Genomic DNA, 19,219 nt, shown 5'->3' with positions numbered 1-19,219 from the left:
AAGGGGCAATGGCCCCCTGATCAAGGTTTGTTCAAAAAACGTCCTTCCAGCCCCGTAGCACGGCGAAGGTATCCTCTGGATTTTCCAAGCATTTAAGGGCGTATTTCTCAGCAGAAAATCTCACAGAATCCTGCTCGCAGCGTATGAAAACGTTGAAATGCCGTTCATCCCCCAGCCGGGAAGGAAGACTCGGCAGGCCCTGTTGGCGCAACTTGCTGATCACCCCGATCCGTTGCTGGATCGCCAGGTTGTCCGGTTCGACCGTGTGGGCGAAACGCAGGTTGGAGAGGGTGTATTCATGGGCACAATAAAGGAGGGTGTCATCGGGCAGGGACGCGAGCCGTTGCAGCGAGTCGTGCATCTGGGCCGGGGTGCCTTCGAACAGCCGACCGCAGCCGGCGGAGAAGAGGGTATCCCCACAGAACAGCATGCCCTGACCGTGGTAGGCGATGTGGCCCAGGGTGTGGCCTGGCACATGGATGACGTCCAGGCTCAGGCCATGCCAGTTGATCTGATCGCCATCTTCCAGCCACTGGCCGTGATGGTCCGGCATGGGATCCAGTTTCGGGCCATAAAGGTTGGCATGGGGGAAGTGGTGCAGCAGCTCGAGCACGCCGCCCACGTGATCGCGATGGTGGTGGGTCAGCAGGATGGCGTCGAGCTCGAGCCCCAGGGCCTCGAGCCGTTCCAGCACCGGCGCCGCCTCGCCCGGATCGACAACCAGGCAGCGATTCTCGTGTCGGATCAACCAGATGTAGTTGTCACTGAAGGCAGGAACTGTGATGACGCTATACATGAGTCGGTCTCTCTTTGTGTTCTCTTTATGGGAGGGATCTTATATAACAGAATGGCGTTTGAACCCCGGATTGGTCCCATTATGCAGCTGGCACGTACCGAACAACAGATCGAGATCCCGACCAGCTGGTCGTCGCTGCCCATGGGGGATTGGGTGGCCGCCGAAATCCAGGAACGGCTCGATAACTGGTGCCCACACCTGTTTGGTTATCATCTGCTGAAAATTGGCGCCCTGAGCGCCGAGCTCTCCTGTGGGAACTCCTCCATCCGTCATCAGATTGGCGTTGCCCCCGACGGCAGGCCGCTGGATATAAAGGGCGACCCCCTGGCCTTGCCGGTGCGATCCGGCAGTGTGGATGCCTGTCTGCTCGCCCACTGCCTCGATTTTTCACCGGATCCCCATCAGGTGCTGCGTGAGGCCGAACGGGTGCTGACCGAGGATGGTTGGCTCATCATCAGCGGCTATAACCCCACCAGCCTGGTGGGGCTTGGCCATTACCTGCCGGTGATGCGCCAGCGCCTGCCCTGGTCGGCGCGCATGTTTACCCCGGTACGGGTGACCGACTGGCTGCAGCTGCTGGGGTGCGAGGTAATGTTTGACGAGCGCTTTGGCTTCTCTTTTATGGGCAAGCAGAGCCGGATCGGCTGGTGGCGGGAGAGTCTGGGGCGGGACTATTGCCGGCCCCTGGCCTCGGTCTATGTGATAGCCGCCCGCAAGCGGCGTTATCCCATCACGCCGGTGCGCCGCCGCTGGCGCCTGCCGGAGTCGATGGCGGCGCCGGGCATGGCGCGCCAGGGCTGGTAACAGGCCTCAATGGCCGGGTGACACCACAGCCTTAAGGTTGATAACCCGTGTCTTCGGCAAGCTGTTTGCCGCTGGCGGCATCGCGCGCCAGCACATCGCAGCGCTCGTTCTCCGGGTGACCTGAGTGTCCCTTGACCCAGAGCCATTCGATCTGATGGCGGCTCGCCTCCGCATCCAGTGCCTGCCAGAGATCCACGTTCTTGACCGGCTGGCGGTTTGACGTCATCCAGCCTTTCTTCTTCCAGCCGAGGATCCACTGAGTGATCCCCTGGCGCACATACTGGCTGTCGGTGGTGAGGCGGACCAGGCAGGGCTCGTTCAGGGTTCGCAGTCCCATGATGGCGGCCATCAGCTCCATCCGGTTGTTGGTGGTCAGCCGATAGCCTCCCGCCAATTCCTTGCGGTGCTTGCCATAGACCATGACGGCGCCATAGCCACCGGGGCCAGGATTGCCGAGACAGGAACCATCCGTATATAAATCAATCTGTTTTTGCATGGTGCTTGAGGGTAAACTAGCGAGTAAAACCGAAGTTTGACATAGATTGGATCATGAACACACCCCAACTGAATCGCCAGATCATTCTGGATACTGAAACCACAGGTATGAACACGGCAGGCGGTCCCGTCTACCTCGGGCACCGCATCATCGAGATCGGCTGTGTGGAGGTGATCAACCGCAAACTGACCGGCAACCATTTCCATGTCTATATCAAGCCGGATCGACTGGTGGACCCCGAGGCCATCGCGGTGCACGGCATCACAGATGCCTTCCTGGTCGACAAGCCTGCCTTTAGCCAGATAGCCGATGACTTCATCGAGTTCATCCGCGGCGCCGAGCTCATCGCCCACAACGCGCCCTTCGACGTGGGCTTCATGGACTATGAGTTCAGCAAGCTCGGGCTGAGCTTCAAGACGGCGGATATCTGCAGCATCACGGATACCCTGGCGATGGCGCGGGACCTCTTCCCCGGCAAGCGCAACAACCTGGACGTGCTCTGCGATCGCTACGGCATCGACAACTCTCACCGTACCCTGCACGGTGCACTGCTCGATGCGGAGATCCTGGCTGACGTCTATCTGCTGATGACGGGTGGCCAGACCAAGCTGAACCTGGCCAGCGAGAGCAACGAGAATGACAGCAACCAGGACACCGGGATCCGCCGGCTGGAGAGCAACCGCCCGGCGCTCAAGGTGATCCGGGCCAGTGACGAGGTGGTGGCGACCCACGAGGGGCGGCTCGATCTGGTGCAGAAGAAGGGAGGCGCCTGCCTGTGGCGGCAATGAGCCCATTCTGGGGAGGGTTGCTGCTGGCCTCGCTGTCGTTTTCGGCGACGACCATGGCCAATGAGGTGTTTGCCCCCTCCGACATCCCGCTGCTCGACAATCGCTTTCGCATCGATTACGGGGTGAAGGAGATCACCTTTATCATCAAGCGCAAGCCGGATAGCCCCTCGGTGATCCTGGTGCAACCCGATGGCAGCAAGCTCTATGTGGGCAAGGTCACCCCGCCGGATGTGGGCTGGCTGGCGCTGCCGGATCAGGATCTCATCACTGTCCGAAATCCCATGGCGGGCCCCTGGCAAGCCATCGGTGGAGTTGACCCCGACAACCGGGTACGGCTGCTGTCTGACATCCGGCTCGAGAGTGAACCGCTGCCGTCCCGGCTCTATCAGGGAGAAAGGGTCAAGCTCCAGTCCCGCTTGCTGATAGATGGCACCGCGCCCGGCGCGGGCTATTACCTCTCCGATCTCGGCATGACGGTGAAGCTGCAGCAATTTGGGGAGGGCGACCAGAGCGGGGAGCCCATGTTTGAGGAGACCCTTGGCCGCTATCTGGACGATGGCAAGGGGCTCGACGAGGTGCCGGGCGATGGTGTAATGACTGCCGAGGCCGTGCTGGACGTCCCGGCCGGCAAGTATCGGGCCCTCTACAGCACGGGTAACCAGGTGTTCTCCCGGGCCCAGTCACAGCAGGTGCTGCTCTATCCCTGGCCGGTCAGTTACACCCTGGCGGCGCCCTCGGGTGAGGCGGGGGCCAAGATCTCCTTGCTCATCGATGCCGACGAACTGGATCCGGCCTCGGTGGCTATCCAGGGCAAGGCCATCAACGGCACGGGGGAGAGCCTGGCGTTCAATGCGGTGGCGAGTGAACTTCGCCTCAGCATCGATCTCCCCACCCTCAAGGCGGTGGGGCAGTACAAGGTCGAGGCGACCCTGTTTGGCACGACCCGGCTCGGGCGTGAAATTCAACTGCAACTGCCGACCAAGTCGTTCAACATACTGCCGGTGCTGGCCCCTGAGCCCTCTGCGGCCCCAGCCACCCCGGTGGTGACAGCGGCCGAGCCGCAACCTGAGGAGCAGGAAAGCAGCTGGTTGCCCTGGGTCCTGGGGGGCGGCGGTGCCCTGTTGCTGCTGCTCGGTGCGGGCGGCTTCATCGTGCTGCAAAAGCGCCGGACTCTGCACAAGGCGATGGCGGCGCAAAAGGCCCAAGGCGAGGCCGCGCCAGCGCCCAGGCTGGATCTGAACCTGCCGGAGCAGTAGGCCTCAATCTGGTTGTGAAAAAGCCGCCCGAGTGGGCGGCTTTTTGCTTGGTAGCTGATAAGGCATGTCAACCGGACGGGATCAGTGTTCCCCGACGTAGATATCCTTGTGTTGCTCGCGGATGTCGAGAAACTTGTCCAGATTGGCCAGCATCAGGGCCACCAGCTGGGGATCGAAGTGTTGACCCCGCTCGGTTTCGATGAGAGCCATCACGCGATCCAGCGGCCAGGCCTGCTTGTAGCAGCGATCCGAGCCCAGGGCGTCGAATACATCGGCCAACGCGACTATCCGCCCCTCCAGCGGAATGGCCTCGCCGCTGAGGCCGCGGGGATAGCCGCTGCCATTCCATTTCTCATGGTGGCTGCCGGCGATGGTGGCACCAATCTGAAACAGCGCAAGATCGCTGCCGGAGAGCATGTCCTGCCCCAGCTGGGCGTGGGTCTTCATGATCTCCCACTCTTCCGGTGTGAGCTTGCCCGGCTTGTGCAAGATGGCGTCCGGGATCCCCACCTTGCCGATGTCGTGCAGGGGGGAAGCGCGCTTGATGAGTTCGCAGCGTTCCTCGTTCATGCCGAGCAGCTGGCAGAACAGCTCGGTGTAGAGCGCCACCCGCTTGACGTGCAGGCCGGACTCCTTGGAGCGGGTCTCCACCAGTTCACCGATGCGGTAGATGATCTCGCGCTGGTTGTCGCCGATGACCTCGTTGAGCCGGATGTTCTCCAGCGCCACTATGATGTTCTCGGTAAACAGACTAAGCAGGCCTGTGTCCATCTGGTTGAGGGGGCGGGAGGTCTCGATGTGGAACAGCAGGTGGTGGCGGGGATTCTGGCAGTAGAGCACCATCTGGTTGCCGTCGTAGACGTTGGCCCCTCTCGTCATGGCGTGGCGCAGAATGACGGGGGCCTCGCTCAGTCGCAGGGGTGGCTCATCACTGAGCAGGGGTTCGAGTTCCTGATCCCGGACCTCGTAGGCCAGGTGCTTCACATCGTAGATCTGGGAGTCTTCCAGATTGAGCAGGGCGCTGAGCTGGGTCTGGGCCCCCTCGACGAACTGACGCAGTGCCCGTTGCTCGAAGATCCCCTTGGACGCCTCTATGACCTTCTCCAGCCCCTGTCGGTTGCTCTCCAGGGTGCGGATGTCCCGATAGGAGCGCAGGCTGGCGCGCAGCAGGGTGCGCAGCTTCTGGGAGGTGAGCTCGGTCTTGTCCTTGTAGTCGTTGATGTCGTAGTTGGTGACGACGTCATCCTCCGGCGCCTGACCTGGTTGGCCGGTTCGCAGCACGATGCGCACCATCTTGTTTTGCAGCTCATCGCGTACGAATTTCACCACCTCGAGACCGGCGTCATCGGCCTCCATGACCACATCGAGCAGCAGCAAGGCGAGATCCGAGGTCGTGGCGAGCAGCGCCTTGGCCTCGGCGGCCGAATAGGCGTGCAGAAAATCGATGGGCTTGCCGTCGAATTCAAACTTGCTCAGGGTGATCTTGGTGATGCGGTGCACTTCCGGCTCATCATCCACAATCATCACCTTCCAGCCGGCTTGTCGCGATACGGGCAGGGGTAGATCGTCGTCGTCAATAATCAGGATTTGATCATCCATTATGCAATCCTGTTTGTGATCCTGTGCATACCTTAACTGCTTCATTAAAGATAGGAAACGGATAGATTTACAAAATTTGATCCCGCTGGCGTCTCTTTTTTCGTCTTGGTAGCACAAATGATTCAGGCATAAAAAAACGCCTCCAGGAGGGAGGCGTTTTGACGCTCAGAGCCGGACTCAGGCTGCCCTGTGATAGGCAGATGGCTCGAACAGTGACTTGTTGGCGACGAGATCGATGGGGTCGAAGTCATCGACGTTGATGGTCTGCAGACGGCTCTGCTCGGCACGGCGCAGCAGCTCGGCTTCGTTCTGGTTGATGACCCCCAGCGCGAGGCCGGCATCGGCCACCTTGTCCAGCTGGGTGAAGGGACGCTTGGTGCCTTCCGCCTTGCACACCTTGTCGAACAAGGGCTCTGCGGCCAGCACGTCTTCGAGCGCCTGCTCCAGCAGACCGAAGGGATTGCCCTCCTCGCGGGTGAGGTACTGGCCCTCGGCCAGACGGCTGCGGGTGGCACTCGGGGTCTGCAGCAGACGGGCGACTTGCTGGTCCAGCTTGTCGCTCGGACGTTTCAGATCCCGACCCAGCGGCAGCACTATGACGCGCAGGGCCAGCCCAATCCAGCGGTTCGGGAAGTTGCGCAGCAGTTCGTCGATGGCTTCCTGTGCCTTGAACATGGCATCTTGCAGTGCCCAGTGCAGCAGCGGCAGATCCGCCTGCTGGCGACCCTCGTCCTGATAGCGCTTGAGGGCGCTGGAGGCCAGATAGAGCTGGCTCAGCACGTCGCCGAGACGGGCGGAGACCCGCTCCTTGCGCTTGAGTTCGCCCCCCAGAGTGCCCATTGCCATGTCGGACAGGAAGGCGAGGTTGGCGGAGAGTCGGGTCAGCTGCTGGTAATAGCCCTTCGTCTGATCCTTGAACGGTGCCGCCGCCAGCTTGGCGCCGGTCAGGCCCAGCCAGAAGCTGCGCACCAGGTTGCTGATGGCGAAGCCGACGTGGCTGAACATCGCCTTGTCGAACTCCTTGAGCGCCACTTCCTTGTCCGGGTGGCTGGCGGCCAGCATCTCCGGCAGCACATAGGGATGGCAGCGGATGGCACCCTGACCATAGATGATCATGCTGCGGGTCAGGATGTTGGCCCCTTCGACTGTCACCGCGATGGGGGCGCCCTGGTAGCCACGGGCCAGGTAGTTGTTCGGACCCATGCAGATCGCCTTGCCGCCGTGGATGTCCATGGCATCGATGACGCACTTCTGGGCACGGTCGGTGAGGTGATACTTGACGATAGCGGAGATGACCGAGGGTTTCTCCCCCAGATCGATGCCGGTGACCGTCAGCTTGGCAGCGGCACCCATGATGTAGGCGTTGCCGCCGAGGCGAGCCAGCGGCTCCTCGATCCCCTCCATCTTGCCGATGGGCAGCTTGAACTGGCGGCGGATGCGGCTGTAGGCGCCGGTCGCCAGGGCCAGCATCTTGACGCCGCCGGTGCTGTTGGAGGGCAGGGTGATGCCGCGGCCGACCGACAGACACTCCACCAGCATGCGCCAACCCTGGCCGGCCATGGCCGGGCCGCCGATGATGAAGTCGAGCGGCACGAACACCTCTTCACCGCGGGTCGGACCGTTCTGGAACGGCACGTTGAGCGGGAAGTGGCGGCGGCCGATCTCGACCCCCTTGATATGAGTGGGGATCAGGGCACAGGTGATGCCGAGCTCCTCTTCTTCACCCAGCAGGTGATCCGGATCGCGCAGCTTGAACGCCAGCCCCAGCACAGTGGCGATGGGGGCGAGGGTGATGTAGCGCTTGTTCCAGGTCAGGCGCATGCCGAGCACCTCTTCCCCTTCCCATTCCCCCTTGGCGATGATGCCAAAGTCCGGGATGGAGCCCGCATCCGAACCCGCTTCCGGGCTGGTCAGGGCGAAACAGGGGATCTCCTTGCCAATGGCCAGACGCGGCAGGTAGTGGTCTTTCTGCTCCTCGGTGCCGTAGTGTTGCAGCAGCTCGCCAGGGCCTAGGGAGTTGGGCACGCCGACGGTGGAGGCGAGCACGGCGCTGGCGCCGCACAGCTTTTGCAGCACGCAAGATTGCGCATAGGCGGAGAATTCCAGCCCACCGTACTTCTTCTTGATGATCATGGCGAAGAACTTGTGGTCCTTCAGGTATTGCCACACCTCTGGGGAGAGATCGGCGCGCTCGTGGGTCACTTCCCAGTCGTCGACCATGCGACACACGGTTTCGACCGGGCCATCCAGGAAGGCCTGCTCCTCGGCGCTGAGGGTGCTGACCGGAATGGCGTGCAGCTTCTTCCAGTTCGGGTTGCCGGCAAAGAGGTCCGCTTCCCACCAGGTGGTGCCCGCCTCGATGGCTTCCTTCTCGGTGCGAGACATCTCCGGCATGATGGACTTGTAGATCTTGAACAGGGGCTTGGTCAGTTGATTACGGCGAAACTCCACCAGATTCAACGGGATGGCAACCAGGGCGAAGAGTACCCAGATCAACAGGGGGACATGGCCATAGAAGGCACCTATGACCAGTGCAGCGGCCGTGGCCAGCGTGGAGGTGAACAGAGACGCCCGGCGATAAGCCATGGCGCCGATCACCAGGATCACTCCGAGCAGAGTGAGGGTCGTCGTCATTTTTCGCTCCTTGCATGAGTTGCCGAAATTGGGTGGAGAGTGGATTAACTGATCCAGAGGTCTGACCTGTTGGATGTGGCCCCAGTTGTAATTCATGTGCACAAACTTATCAAGCTGTTTACAAGCTTGTTACCTTGACACCGTGATCGGCCTAACGTCTCGCGGGGAGCATCTTGGCGGGCAGGGGGGCGACGGCGAGATTGGCTTGTGCGACAATGCGCTGACCCTATGTTGGACGATACAAAGAGACATCAGACGCCATGTACCAAGAACTTATCCGCAATGAATTGACCGAAGCTGCCACCGTGCTCCAGGCATTCCTGGCCGATGAGCAGAACCTGAAGAACATCGAAGCGGCCGCCAAACTGCTGGCCGACTCCTTCAAGCAGGAAGGCAAGGTACTCTCCTGTGGCAACGGTGGTTCCCACTGTGATGCCATGCACTTTGCAGAGGAACTGACTGGTCGCTACCGGGAAAACCGCCCCGGTTATGCCGGCATCGCCATCTCGGATCCGAGCCACCTCTCCTGCGTTTCCAATGACTTCGGCTATGACTATGTGTTCTCTCGCTACGTGGAAGCGGTCGGTCGTCGTGGCGACGTGCTGCTTGGCATCTCCACCAGTGGCAACTCCGGCAACATTCTCAAGGCTATCGAGGCCGCTCACGCCAAGGGCATGAAGGTGATCGCGCTGACCGGCAAGGACGGTGGCAAGATGGCTGGCCTGGCCGACATCGAGATCCGGGTGCCGCATTTTGGCTATGCCGACCGGATTCAGGAAATACACATCAAGGTGATCCACATCCTGATCCAGCTGGTCGAGAAAGAGATGGCCAAGTAATTTAGACAGCGCTGGGGGTTGTCGGATCGGCGTGACCGATGTCGACGTTCCCCAAGTCGCCGAGTGCACCGATTGAAAAATGCCCGAGTGATTCAGGCAGTGGAGGGGATATGTGCGAACTGCTCGGCATGAGTGCCAATGTGCCGACCGACATCTGCTTCAGTTTTACCGGGCTGATGCTGCGGGGTGGCAAGACAGGCCCCCACAAGGATGGCTGGGGGATCACCTTCTACGAGGGGCGAGGTTTTCGCACCTTCAAGGATCCCGAGCCCAGCGCCCAGTCTCCCATCGCCAAGCTGGTGCAGGCGCTGCCCATCAAGAGCCGCGCCGTGGTCAGCCACATCCGGCAGGCGAACCGTGGCTGCGTGTCGCTGGAAAACACCCATCCGTTCACCCGCGAGCTGTGGGGACGCTACTGGACCTTCGCTCATAACGGTCAGCTGACCGGCTACAAGCGGCTGCCGACCGGGCGCCACCGTCCGGTGGGGGACACCGACAGCGAGCACGCCTTCTGCTGGCTGCTCGGCCAGCTTGAGCAGAAATACCCCAAACGCCCGACCAATTTCCCCGCCATGTTCCGCCATCTGGCGAGTCTGTGCGAGGAGCTGCGTACGCTGGGGGTATTCAACATGTTGCTGTCGGATGGGGAATTCGTGATGACCTATTGCAGCAACAACCTCTACTGGCTGACCCGTCGGGCTCCCTTTGGTGAGGCCAGCCTGCTGGATGAGGACGTGGCCATCGATTTTCAGAGCGAGACGACGCCGAATGACGTGGTGACCCTGGTCGCGACCCGGCCGCTCACCGGCAATGAAAACTGGGTGAAGATGATGCCGGGGGAGTTTTGCCTGTTTCGGTTGGGTGAACTGGAATATGGCAACTCGGCCAAGTTGCTGGCTCAGGCATAAAAAAAATACCAGGGTAGAATCCTACCCTGGTTCTTCGCAGCAGCCATACAGGCAAAAAGGGATGAGAGAGGTGTTGCTGAGCCGCATCATTCTCATGGCTTTCATTGTTATTTAAATGTTAATTTTGTTGCAATATTTAAATTTCATCCCGCTGTGTCTACTTTTCTAGAACTTGATCTGGCTCACACTACTGTGCTGTTGAGGCGGCCGACGACCCCGCCATCCCCCGCAAGGGCAGATGACAGCAAGCGGGCCTATCGGCTATATTGTGTTCTGTTTGAATACCATCAAAGGAAAGAAAAGATGGAGTGGCTGGATCAGAAGGTGCTGCGACAACTGGCAGAGGACATAGGTCACGAGATGATGCCTGTGGTCATCTCGGTCTTTGTCGAGGAGGTGGGGGGGCAACTTGCCCAGCTCAGGCCGCTGTTTGAACAGCGGGACTGGACCGCCCTTGCACGTCTTGCCCACAGCATGAAATCTTCTTGCGGCAGTTACGGTGCCGAGCCCAGCTACCGGCAGGTGATCGCGCTGGAACTCGCCTGCCGGCGGGAAGATGCAGAAGACGCCGGTCAGCGTCTGGCACAGCTCGAGCACTCCTTGCCGCAGGTCTTTTCCCACCTGGCCCGTTATCACTGAGCTGGTGAGCGGGGTTACCCCGCCTTGTCATGGGCGAGGTGCCAGCTCTGGATGACGTCGTCCAGCGCTTGCCTGAGTTTGAGGCGATCGTGTCGATGGGGGAGGGCAGCTTCACCCAGATCGGCCTGGACAAGGCAATGGGCCAGCTCGGGGATGGCTGGGCCTTCGGGGGCCAGGATGGCATCGACCCGACCGCTGCCGATCTTCTCCTCCAGCCAGCGATACTGGTTGAGCAGCGTCAGCTGACCGGCTGGTCCCTCTTCTGCTACCAGATTGCCGATGAAGACGACGATGGCCCCGCTGTTGCGGATGGCCTCGGCGATGTCGCAGAGCAGCAGGGGGGGCATGACGGAGGTCAGGAAGCTGCCTGGCCCCAGAATGATGATGTCGGCGTGAGTCAGGGCTTCGACGGCCTCCTGGGTGGCCGGCACGGCCGGGTTCAGGCTCAAGGCGCGGGGGGGCGTGGTGAGCCGATCGATAGAGACCTCCCCCAGGATCTGGTCGCCGCACAGGGTGTGGGCACAGAGATCGGTGGGCTGCTCGGACATGGGCAGTAGCTGAGGCTCTATCTTCAGCATGTCGCTGATGAGCCGGATGGCATCGAGGGGGCGGACACAGAGATTGTCGAGGGCCAGCAGCATCAGGTTGCCGAGATTGTGGCCCGCCAGCTCGCCACGGCCCGTGAAGCGGTATTCGAACAGCAGGCTGCCGATGCCGGGATCGGTCACCAGCTGATTGAGGCAGTTACGCAGATCTCCCCAGGCAATGCATTCCTGACTCTTGCGCAGGCGTCCGGTCGAGCCGCCATCATCCGTGGTGGTGACGATACCGGTCAGCCTGGGCCCTAAAAATGAGAGGGAAGAGAGTACCCGACCCATGCCGTGTCCACCGCCGATGGCGACGACCCGATCAAAATGAGTGATATTTTTCTGCCACATGCAGTCATCCTGTGGGAGGCCAGTGAGTGTCATTCTAGTCAACGCAGCCAGGTAATTGTTTGATAAGGGTATGATTTTTGCTTGCTAGCAGCATCACATATCACGAGGAGATGGTGTTGAACTTCCTGACGGCTCACTCTCTTGCAGAGACGACATTGCTGGCCGCCCAACAGATAGCTGAACGGCTGCTCGCTCAATCACCTCGCTCTCCTTCGTTGTTGCTGGTCTATTTTACCCAAGCTCACGATGCTGCGGTACTGCGGCATGCACTCAAGGCCCACTTTCCCGATGCCCGCCTGCTCGGCTGCAGCTCCTGCTGCGGGATCCTGACCCAGACCGGCTACCATGCCCGGCTTGGCTGTAGCCTGGCCGTTGCCGCACTCTATGACGACAGGGGGGCCTACGGTGTGGCGGGTCAGATTGGAGCGACGCCGGATGTGCGCCAGCTGCTGCGCAGTGCCATCGCCGATGGCGGCCGCCCGGGCGAGTTGCCGCAACTCATCTTGCTGCATACCAGCCCTGGGCTGGAAGAGGCTGTGTTGGCGGGGATCGAGGCGGAGTTCGGCGCGACTGTTCCCGTCGTCGGCGGCTCGGCGGCGGATGATGGGGTGACCGGTGACTGGCAGCTGTGCTGGAGCGAGGGGGAGGGGCAGCAGGGTTGCGTGCTGGCGGTGCTCTATCCGGATTGTCAGTTGGCCTTCCAGTTTCATTCCGGTTATGTGCCCACCGAGCGGCATGGCATCATTACCGCGCTGGATGGGCGCGAGGTGCTGACCATCGACCACGAGCCAGCGGCCCGGGTGTATGCCCGCTGGACCGAGCGCGAAGCACCCTGGCGAGTGGGCCCCATCCTGAGGGAGACCACGCTCTCCCCGCTGGCCCGTCAGGTCGGCATGCTCGATGACATGCCTTATTACAAACTTTCTCATCCCGAGGCAGTGACCGAGCGGGAGGGGTTGCGCCTGTTTACCGAGACCCGGCTGGGGGAGCGCTTGCAACTGATGCACAGCAGCCAGGAAGGCTTGCTGCAGCGCAGCCTGAACGCGGTGCGGATCGAGCCTGAATATGGCATGGTGGGCAACGTGCAGCCCTTCGGGGCGCTGGTGGTCTTCTGCGCCGGCTGCCGGCTGGCGCTAGGAGAGAGTCTGAACGACGTCGTCGACCAGTTTCGTGACAGGTTGGGGGAGATCCCCTTCATTACTGCCTTTACCTTCGGCGAGCAGGGACGTCTGCCCCATGGTGAGCTGGCCCATGGCAACCTCATGGTGTCGAGCGTCATCTTCCTCGATAGTTGACTGGGTGCTGAACACAAAATGATAGGCAATAGCGAACTCGAAGCGCTGGGTGACAAGCTGCAGACCACGCTGGTGGAGCTGGTGCGTTGCCGGGAGCGGGAGGCCAAATACCGCCAGGAGTCGCAAGCCTTGCTGTGCGGGGTGGCAACGCTGGCTGAGGCTCAGAGCCTGGAGCAGGTGCTGGACAGCCTCATCCTGGCGCTCAAACCCTTCATCGGCTTCGAGCAGGCGGATGTGGTGGCTTGGGGCGCCGCGAGCGGCACCACTCATCTGAGTACCCAACCAGACGAGGTGGGGCGTCCCTGGTCGCTGACGCCTCTCTTCTCCCGCGCCATCGCAGGAGAAACTCTGGTCATCTATGATCCGGCCCAGTTGCCGGAGCTCGCCCCCCTGGCTGACACCGCCGGTTGGGCCAGCGTCATGATGACGGGTCTGCAGGCTCCCGGTTTTTCCGGTGTCCTCATCTGCCGCCATCACGCGGCTGGTACCTTCGATCTCAAGAGTAAGGCGGCGATGCAGCGCTGCCGTCCCCTTATCTCCCAGGCGTTGGTCAACATCGCCTATCGGGCTCGCCTGCAAGAGCAGGTCGATCTCAAGACCCTGGCACTGCAGGCGAGCGAGCAGCGCTTTCGCAGCTTCGCGGCCATGGCGTCCGACTGGTTCTGGGAGACGGACCCCGAGCACCGACTCAGCTATGTGTCAGCCCCGGGCTATCAGGGGGAAGTGCTCATCCGCCAGACCGGTCGCAGCCTCCATGACTTTGCCCATGACAAACAGGATCCCGAGTGGTGCAAGTACCGGCACCTGATCGCTCGCCATCTGCCCGTACGGGCGATCCGCGCCCAGGTTACCCTGGCCAGCGGCCCCTGCTGGATGGAGATCAACGCCGAACCTTGCTTCGATACCAGTGGCGTCTTCATCGGCTATCGGGGGACGGCCCGGGAGATAGGCAACCAGATCCGCCGGGAGCAGGAGCTGGCACGTGCCCGGGATGAGGCCGAGACGGCCAACCGCGCCAAGTCGCAGTTTCTGGCCATGATGACCCATGAGATCCGCTCCCCCATGAATGCGGTGCTGGGGATGCTGGATCTGCTCCAATATGGACGGCTCGAGACGCCGCAACAGGCCCTGCTCGGCCATGCCACCCATTCGGCGCATCTGCTGCAAACAATCATCGACGATGTGCTCGACTTCTCGAAGATTGAATCTCACACCCTGGCACTGCACTGCGAGCCGTTTCAGCCCGCCCGGTTGTGTCAGGCGTTGGTGGAGCCTCTGCAGGAGCAAGCCTGCGCCAAGGGCATCCGGTTGGATTGGCAACTGGATGAGAGCTTGCCGGGTCAGTTGCAGGGCGACGCCGTCCGTTTATCCCAGGTGATCGGCAACCTGCTCGGTAACGCGGTGAAGTTTACCGCCGCCGGTCAGGTGCAGCTCGTGCTGGGATGGCAGGATGAACGGCTGAGGGTCTCGGTGACCGACACTGGGATAGGCATCTCGCCCGAAGATCAGGCGTTATTGTTCGAGCCGTTTTATCAGGTCGACAGCTCGGCCACCCGCCGCTTCTCCGGATCCGGACTCGGGCTTGCCATCAGCCGGCGGCTGGTGCAATTGATGGGAGGCGAAATTTACCTGCATAGCCGCCTTGGACAAGGCAGTTGTTTCTGGTTCGAGTTGGCCGACATGGCGGCGCCTTGCGCCGAACTTGTCAGCACCGCCAACGATGAGCTCTCCATGCTGGATCTGGACGTGCTGGTGGTAGAGGACAGCCCGGTCAATCAGCTGGTGGTGTCGCTCATGCTGCAGAAACTGGCGTGCCGGGTGAGGCTGGTGGCCAATGGTCTGGAGGCGTTGGCACAGGTCAGCGAGAAGCGACCCGATCTTATATTGATGGACATGCGGATGCCGCAGATGGATGGGCTGGAGGCGACCCGTCGATTGCGTGAAATGGGGTATGAGATGCCGATAGTGGCCTTGACGGCCAATGCGATGACGGAAGACAGGGCGCGTTGCCTGGGGCAGGGAATGGATGACTTCCTGGCCAAACCCATCAGTCTGATCCGTCTGCGCAACTGTCTGTTGCGTCATTGCAGGACAAGCTGAGCGAATTTTGGATAAAAAAATGGTCAACCTGGTGGTTGACCAATTCTTCAGCAAATACTGAAGAGAGCACGGGATAAATCGGGTTGTACGGTCCTATATGAAAAAACCGTGCCAACTTGTCATAACCTGTTATTGCGGCTTGCAGCTGAGCTATGTGTTATTTATTCTGCCAGCTCGTTGCAAAATGCGAATTATTATTTCTCATTGTAAGAATTATCGCATTTTGCAAAACACTTCGTGACTCACTGTGCGATCAGTCGGCGCAAAAACTGGCGCGCCGCTTCACTGTTTTGTTTGGCAATCAACATCTGTTTTTCATAGATAGGCATGGGCAGGATCTCGAGCCAGCGCTGGCAGAGCCAGGCTGCGTCGTCAAACTGCTTGTCCGGATAGAGCTCATCCAGTTCAGGATATTGCTCAAACACCTCCCTCAATCTGCTGACCAGTTGCTTGTCACTGAAATCCGAGTGGGCACTCGGCCAGTTGGGCAGCGTTTCTACTCGGGCGTGACGCAAACCCGTCTCGTCAGTCTCCATTTCATGAATGGAAAATCGTTCCAGACCCAGTACGGTAACCCCGAGCAGGCCATCGTTGAGGGTATAAAAATCCGTTACCTTGACCCGGGTGCCCACCGGCAGGATCCGCCCGCAAGCGCCCGTGCTGGTCGTTTCCTCCATGACGATGCCAAAGCCTCGATCATCGATGAACGACTCCTTGAGCATCTGCAGGTGGCGCGGTTCGAACAGGCGCAGGGGGAGTTTTCCGCCCGGCAGTATGTGTGAGGGTAAGGGGAACAGTGCCAAGGGTTGAAGTTTCATGTTCCATCCTCCGAATAAGTCGCATCTGAATATGACAATGCAGTGACTGTGCCAGAGGGTGAAGAAAACGGCCCGTCGGGGCCGTCGAGGGAGAGTTTATTTTAATTTGTATTTAAAATCAGTTGGTTATGGAAGTAATGATTATTGGCTTCACGATGAACTCTGATGGGATACGGATGAGTTTTAAGGGGCTCGAACATGCCCCGTCTGCAGAATGGGGCATCATTTGCATATTGCAAACACGCTCCCTGCAAAATGCCCGTCTGTCGTTATCTACCCGATGAGGAAAAGAACCATCCGAGGCCATGGTCATGGCAGTTCAGACCAGTGATGTGGTGCGATGATTGAGTCCTTCCAACATCAAGGCGGAGATCTCGTCATACATTTGTGACCAGGCGTCGGCCAGTTCGGGTTTGAAGCTCTCTCCCAAGCGCCGTGCCAGTACCGTCGTCAGTGCCTGCTTCAGCAGCGCGAACTGGTGTGGCTCCACGTTGAACTTTTGATGCCTGCGACCGAGATCCCTGATGATGAAACCCAGGGCATCCAGCTGCTCCAGGCTGGTGATCACCGTGTTCAGCGTCTCCGATACCTTGGCGATCGGCATTCCCGAAGGATCGGGAAAGAGGTTGATCAATTCCGGCGACAGTCGGAACAGCTCCTCATACACCTCCAGCACGTAGGTGTGATTCAACGCCGTGACCTTGCCCCATGCCTTCTGTACCAGTTCGATCTGTGCGGTAGTCATGTCGCCCGTCCTCCATCTGTGGTCGCATGAACATAATAATGCAATAACTCAATAAGGTGTGGCGAGGTGAGATTATTTCATGTGCCCCGGTATCGGGCTCATCGGAGGGAGAGGTTTTGGTGCCGCAGCCAGCAAAGGCCCCGAGGTGACGGGGCCTGATGTGGGCAAGGATGCCGCCTGCTGAGCTATGTAGGGGGCGCTTAGTTGCGCTGCTCCAGATACATGACGGCGGCTTCTACCCGGCTCTGGGCCTCGAGCTTCTTGAGCAGGCTCTTGACGTGAACCTTGACGGTCCCTTCGGAGATATGCAGCACGGAGGCGACCTGCTTGTTGGAGAGACCCTTGGCGATCTCGCGCAGGATCTGCATCTCGCGTCGGGTCAGGCTCTCGAGCTTCTGCTGCAGGTGATCCAGCTCGTAGATGTTTTCCAGGTAGGGGCGCAGCGGCTCGCTCAGGATCTGCTTGCCGGTCATGACATCGGCCAGCTGGCCCAGCAGCATATCCGGCTCGGTATCTTTGAGCAGGTAACCATCGGCGCCGGCCTTGAGCAGGGCAACCACATCCTGACGGGCATCGGAGACGGTCAGGATCACCACCCGGGAGGTGACTTCCTCGGCCCGCAGTGCCTTGAGGGTATCGAGACCGGACAGGCCCTTCATGTTGAGATCGAGCAGAATAAGATCCGGTTCGGACTCCTTGGCCATGGCCACGGCATCAGTCCCGTTGGAAGCTTCACCTATCACCTCGAGGTTATCTTCCAACTCCAGCAGTTGCACAATCCCTTTGCGCATGAGGGGATGGTCATCCACGACCAGAACACTATATTTCATCTCGTCCATCAGGCGTCTCTTGTTAGGCTGGTGGGAAAGGTCAGGTGTACACGGGTGCCTCCGGACGGCAGCTCACTGATGGTCAACTGACCGTGCAACTTGCTGGAGCGCTCGTTCATGATGCTAAGACCGTAGTGATTGACCGCGGAGCTCGCGCTCCCAATTCCGACACCATCATCTGAAATCTGAACCTGGATGTTACCATCAGCGAGGGTCTCACAGCTAACCTCAATCAGCTGTGCGCCCGCATGTTTGATGGCATTGAGCACTGCCTCACGGATCAGCTGCAGGATATGGATGTGCTGTCCGGCCTCGAGGTCGGTATCGGAAAGACCGTATTGGAGCCTTATCTCGGCACCGGTCTGGGGTTTGAGCTGCTCCAGCATGACGGCGATGGCTTCCCCGAGATTGGCGTCCCCTATGCTGAGGCGGAAGGTGCCGAGCAGCTCGCGCAATTGGGTGTAAGCGTTGCTGAGTCCCTCATCGATCTGCTGCATGGCTGCCTCGGCCTTGCCATGATCGCCCTTGGCGACGGAGCGCTTGAGCAGGGTGGACTGGATCTTGAGGTAGGAGAGCGCCTGGGCCAGGGAGTCGTGCAGCTCGCGGGCGATGACGGCTCGCTCTTCCATCAAGAGCAGACGCTGATGTTGTAGCAGGGTCTGATCCTTGTGCAGCACCTGGGCCAGCAGCATGGAGAAGTTCTTCATCAACCGCTCGTCGATGGGGTGGCTGCTTATCATGTCGAGCCGTCCGTACTCCTGATCGTCCATCTGCAGATAGAAGCTCACCAGGGTATCCAGATCGCCGGGCCAGCCCTTTCGTCCCGTGATATAGACCGGCATGGCGTTGTGTTCGAAGCGGGTCAGCCGGATGTAATCGATGTGTTGATGGGCGGCGGCCCGCTCCAGCAGCTTTTGCAGAGTGCGTCGACTCAGCGGCGCCGCATGCAACTTCTGAGCGGTGGAATAGAGGAAGGAGAGGGTGTCGTTGGCCTGTTGCAGCTTGGCCGTCTTCTCCTCGACCTTGCTACCGAGCTCCCGGTAGAGCTTGCCGAGTTCATCCGCCATGGTGGCAAAGGCGCCCGACAGCTCCCCCAGCTCGTTGTCACAGTGGGGGGGGAGGGTTAGATCGAACTCCTGACGCTGGATCTGGCGGGCACAATAGACCAGCTGATTGAGCGGGGCGACCACTTGCTGGCGAGTGAAACGCACCGTGAACCAGGCGATGGTGATGATGGAGAGCAGGCCCAGCCCTTCCGCCAGGGCCAGCATGCGCACCTTGAACTCGACGTGATACTGCATCTGGTTGACGAAGTCATCGATGGCGGCGACAAACTGCTCCGTGTTGTCGGTGTAACGCCTCGGCGTCGCATTCTCGATGTGCTCGCGCATCACCTGCCATTGCAGCAGCACCTCGCCATAGGTGCGGCGCAGGGAAGCAGGGGTGATCCAGCGCTGGGTCTCCTGCAACTCATGGGCGTGCAGGGTCTGCTCGAACTGGGCGAGCCGCCCGAGCACTGCCTGATCTTTCTCTATCTCGTAGGCCATGCGATAGGCCTGCATCCGCAGGGAGCCGGACAGATTGATGGCCTTGGCGTCGGGTACCGAATAGAACAGGGTGACCATGGCCACCAAGGCGATCAGGCTCGCCATGAACAGGATGAGCACCATGGAGCGGCCGATGGCGCTGCTGACCGAGTGCACTTTGAACCACTTTCCCATACCGATTGGATTC

Annotated in this window: 17 protein-coding genes; 8 read left to right on the top strand and 9 right to left on the bottom strand. The window is 60.3% G+C overall.

The annotated features are described in order from the left end of the window. Positions 1-31: 31 nt before the first annotated feature. Positions 32-796: a hydroxyacylglutathione hydrolase gene (gloB, locus tag BN1124_RS11265; protein ID WP_042641928.1), complete on the bottom strand. Its 765-nt coding sequence runs from the start codon at positions 794-796 to the stop codon at positions 32-34. A gap of 81 nt (positions 797-877) precedes the next feature. On the opposite strand from gloB, the gene BN1124_RS11260 reads away from it, so the two are divergent. Further along, complete coding sequence (locus BN1124_RS11260; RefSeq protein ID WP_042641926.1) at positions 878-1,600, top strand: class I SAM-dependent methyltransferase; 723 nt, start codon at positions 878-880, stop codon at positions 1,598-1,600. 31 nt (positions 1,601-1,631) lie between these two features. On the opposite strand, the gene rnhA is transcribed toward BN1124_RS11260, so the two are convergent. After that, positions 1,632-2,096 carry a ribonuclease HI gene (gene rnhA, locus BN1124_RS11255; RefSeq protein WP_042641924.1) on the bottom strand — a complete coding sequence of 155 codons (465 nt, stop codon included), beginning with the start codon at positions 2,094-2,096 and terminating at the stop codon, positions 1,632-1,634. A 53-nt stretch (positions 2,097-2,149) separates the two neighbouring features. Here rnhA and dnaQ point away from each other — a divergent pair, with 53 nt between their 5' ends. Continuing rightward, a complete protein-coding gene (gene dnaQ / locus BN1124_RS11250; RefSeq protein WP_042641922.1) occupies positions 2,150-2,884 on the top strand; it encodes a DNA polymerase III subunit epsilon in 735 nt (244 codons plus the stop codon). Next, on the top strand, positions 2,881-4,140 hold the full coding sequence (locus BN1124_RS11245; RefSeq protein ID WP_042641919.1) for a TIGR03503 family protein: 1,260 nt from the start codon (positions 2,881-2,883) through the stop codon (positions 4,138-4,140). Before dnaQ ends, BN1124_RS11245 begins: the two co-directional genes overlap by 4 nt. Positions 4,141-4,221: 81 nt before the next feature. Here BN1124_RS11245 and BN1124_RS11240 read toward each other — a convergent pair whose 3' ends face one another. Further along, entirely contained in the window at positions 4,222-5,739 is a 1,518-nt protein-coding gene (locus BN1124_RS11240; protein ID WP_042641917.1) for an HD domain-containing phosphohydrolase, read from the bottom strand. 177 nt (positions 5,740-5,916) lie between these two features. Next, positions 5,917-8,373, bottom strand: a complete 2,457-nt coding sequence (gene fadE, locus BN1124_RS11235) for an acyl-CoA dehydrogenase FadE (RefSeq protein ID WP_042641915.1) — start codon at positions 8,371-8,373, stop codon at positions 5,917-5,919. Positions 8,374-8,633: 260 nt separating this feature from the next. Between fadE and lpcA the strand changes: the two genes are divergently transcribed. From lpcA to BN1124_RS11220, 3 genes are all read left to right on the top strand, one after another. Beyond that, entirely contained in the window at positions 8,634-9,212 is a 579-nt protein-coding gene (gene lpcA, locus BN1124_RS11230) for a D-sedoheptulose 7-phosphate isomerase (RefSeq protein WP_042641913.1), read from the top strand. A gap of 110 nt (positions 9,213-9,322) precedes the next feature. Continuing rightward, positions 9,323-10,120, top strand: coding sequence for a class II glutamine amidotransferase (locus tag BN1124_RS11225; protein ID WP_042641912.1), 798 nt, complete (start codon positions 9,323-9,325; stop codon positions 10,118-10,120). 303 nt (positions 10,121-10,423) lie between these two features. Further along, positions 10,424-10,759: an Hpt domain-containing protein gene (locus tag BN1124_RS11220; RefSeq protein ID WP_042641910.1), complete on the top strand. Its 336-nt coding sequence runs from the start codon at positions 10,424-10,426 to the stop codon at positions 10,757-10,759. A 14-nt stretch (positions 10,760-10,773) separates the two neighbouring features. Here the strand turns inward: BN1124_RS11220 and BN1124_RS11215 are convergent, their stop codons facing one another. Next, a complete protein-coding gene (locus tag BN1124_RS11215) occupies positions 10,774-11,697 on the bottom strand; it encodes a gluconeogenesis factor YvcK family protein (RefSeq protein ID WP_042641908.1) in 924 nt (307 codons plus the stop codon). Positions 11,698-11,807: 110 nt separating this feature from the next. Between BN1124_RS11215 and BN1124_RS11210 the strand changes: the two genes are divergently transcribed. Beyond that, positions 11,808-12,992, top strand: a complete 1,185-nt coding sequence (locus BN1124_RS11210; protein ID WP_042641906.1) for an FIST signal transduction protein — start codon at positions 11,808-11,810, stop codon at positions 12,990-12,992. Positions 12,993-13,010: 18 nt separating this feature from the next. Then, positions 13,011-15,092: an ATP-binding protein gene (locus BN1124_RS11205; RefSeq protein WP_042641904.1), complete on the top strand. Its 2,082-nt coding sequence runs from the start codon at positions 13,011-13,013 to the stop codon at positions 15,090-15,092. Between the two features lie 242 nt (positions 15,093-15,334). On the opposite strand, the gene BN1124_RS11200 is transcribed toward BN1124_RS11205, so the two are convergent. The 4 genes from BN1124_RS11200 to narQ form a co-directional block, all read right to left on the bottom strand. Continuing rightward, positions 15,335-15,910 carry an LON peptidase substrate-binding domain-containing protein gene (locus BN1124_RS11200; protein ID WP_033129357.1) on the bottom strand — a complete coding sequence of 192 codons (576 nt, stop codon included), beginning with the start codon at positions 15,908-15,910 and terminating at the stop codon, positions 15,335-15,337. A 319-nt stretch (positions 15,911-16,229) separates the two neighbouring features. Then, positions 16,230-16,655: a globin domain-containing protein gene (locus BN1124_RS11195; protein WP_042641902.1), complete on the bottom strand. Its 426-nt coding sequence runs from the start codon at positions 16,653-16,655 to the stop codon at positions 16,230-16,232. 200 nt (positions 16,656-16,855) lie between these two features. Continuing rightward, positions 16,856-17,494: a two-component system response regulator NarL gene (narL, locus tag BN1124_RS11190; RefSeq protein WP_033129359.1), complete on the bottom strand. Its 639-nt coding sequence runs from the start codon at positions 17,492-17,494 to the stop codon at positions 16,856-16,858. Then, complete coding sequence (gene narQ, locus BN1124_RS11185) at positions 17,494-19,206, bottom strand: nitrate/nitrite two-component system sensor histidine kinase NarQ (RefSeq protein WP_042641900.1); 1,713 nt, start codon at positions 19,204-19,206, stop codon at positions 17,494-17,496. The genes narL and narQ overlap by 1 nt, the downstream gene beginning before the upstream one ends. Positions 19,207-19,219 lie beyond the last annotated feature (13 nt).

The organism is Aeromonas eucrenophila (genome assembly GCF_000819865.1).
Lineage (GTDB): Bacteria > Pseudomonadota > Gammaproteobacteria > Enterobacterales > Aeromonadaceae > Aeromonas > Aeromonas eucrenophila.
This window is presented reverse-complemented; position numbering and strand designations above follow the sequence as displayed.

Coding starts and splice junctions, on each gene's coding strand:
- BN1124_RS11210 (WP_042641906.1), top strand. CDS start 11,808: ATGGTGTTGAACTTCCTGACGGCTCACTCTCTTGCAGAGACGACATTG.
- BN1124_RS11245 (WP_042641919.1), top strand. CDS start 2,881: ATGAGCCCATTCTGGGGAGGGTTGCTGCTGGCCTCGCTGTCGTTTTCG.
- BN1124_RS11225 (WP_042641912.1), top strand. CDS start 9,323: ATGTGCGAACTGCTCGGCATGAGTGCCAATGTGCCGACCGACATCTGC.
- BN1124_RS11195 (WP_042641902.1), bottom strand. CDS start 16,655: ATGACTACCGCACAGATCGAACTGGTACAGAAGGCATGGGGCAAGGTC.
- BN1124_RS11260 (WP_042641926.1), top strand. CDS start 878: ATGCAGCTGGCACGTACCGAACAACAGATCGAGATCCCGACCAGCTGG.
- narQ (WP_042641900.1), bottom strand. CDS start 19,206: ATGGGAAAGTGGTTCAAAGTGCACTCGGTCAGCAGCGCCATCGGCCGC.
- BN1124_RS11205 (WP_042641904.1), top strand. CDS start 13,011: ATGATAGGCAATAGCGAACTCGAAGCGCTGGGTGACAAGCTGCAGACC.
- dnaQ (WP_042641922.1), top strand. CDS start 2,150: ATGAACACACCCCAACTGAATCGCCAGATCATTCTGGATACTGAAACC.
- fadE (WP_042641915.1), bottom strand. CDS start 8,373: ATGACGACGACCCTCACTCTGCTCGGAGTGATCCTGGTGATCGGCGCC.
- narL (WP_033129359.1), bottom strand. CDS start 17,494: ATGGACGAGATGAAATATAGTGTTCTGGTCGTGGATGACCATCCCCTC.
- BN1124_RS11200 (WP_033129357.1), bottom strand. CDS start 15,910: ATGAAACTTCAACCCTTGGCACTGTTCCCCTTACCCTCACACATACTG.
- rnhA (WP_042641924.1), bottom strand. CDS start 2,096: ATGCAAAAACAGATTGATTTATATACGGATGGTTCCTGTCTCGGCAAT.
- BN1124_RS11220 (WP_042641910.1), top strand. CDS start 10,424: ATGGAGTGGCTGGATCAGAAGGTGCTGCGACAACTGGCAGAGGACATA.
- gloB (WP_042641928.1), bottom strand. CDS start 796: ATGTATAGCGTCATCACAGTTCCTGCCTTCAGTGACAACTACATCTGG.
- BN1124_RS11215 (WP_042641908.1), bottom strand. CDS start 11,697: ATGTGGCAGAAAAATATCACTCATTTTGATCGGGTCGTCGCCATCGGC.
- BN1124_RS11240 (WP_042641917.1), bottom strand. CDS start 5,739: ATGGATGATCAAATCCTGATTATTGACGACGACGATCTACCCCTGCCC.
- lpcA (WP_042641913.1), top strand. CDS start 8,634: ATGTACCAAGAACTTATCCGCAATGAATTGACCGAAGCTGCCACCGTG.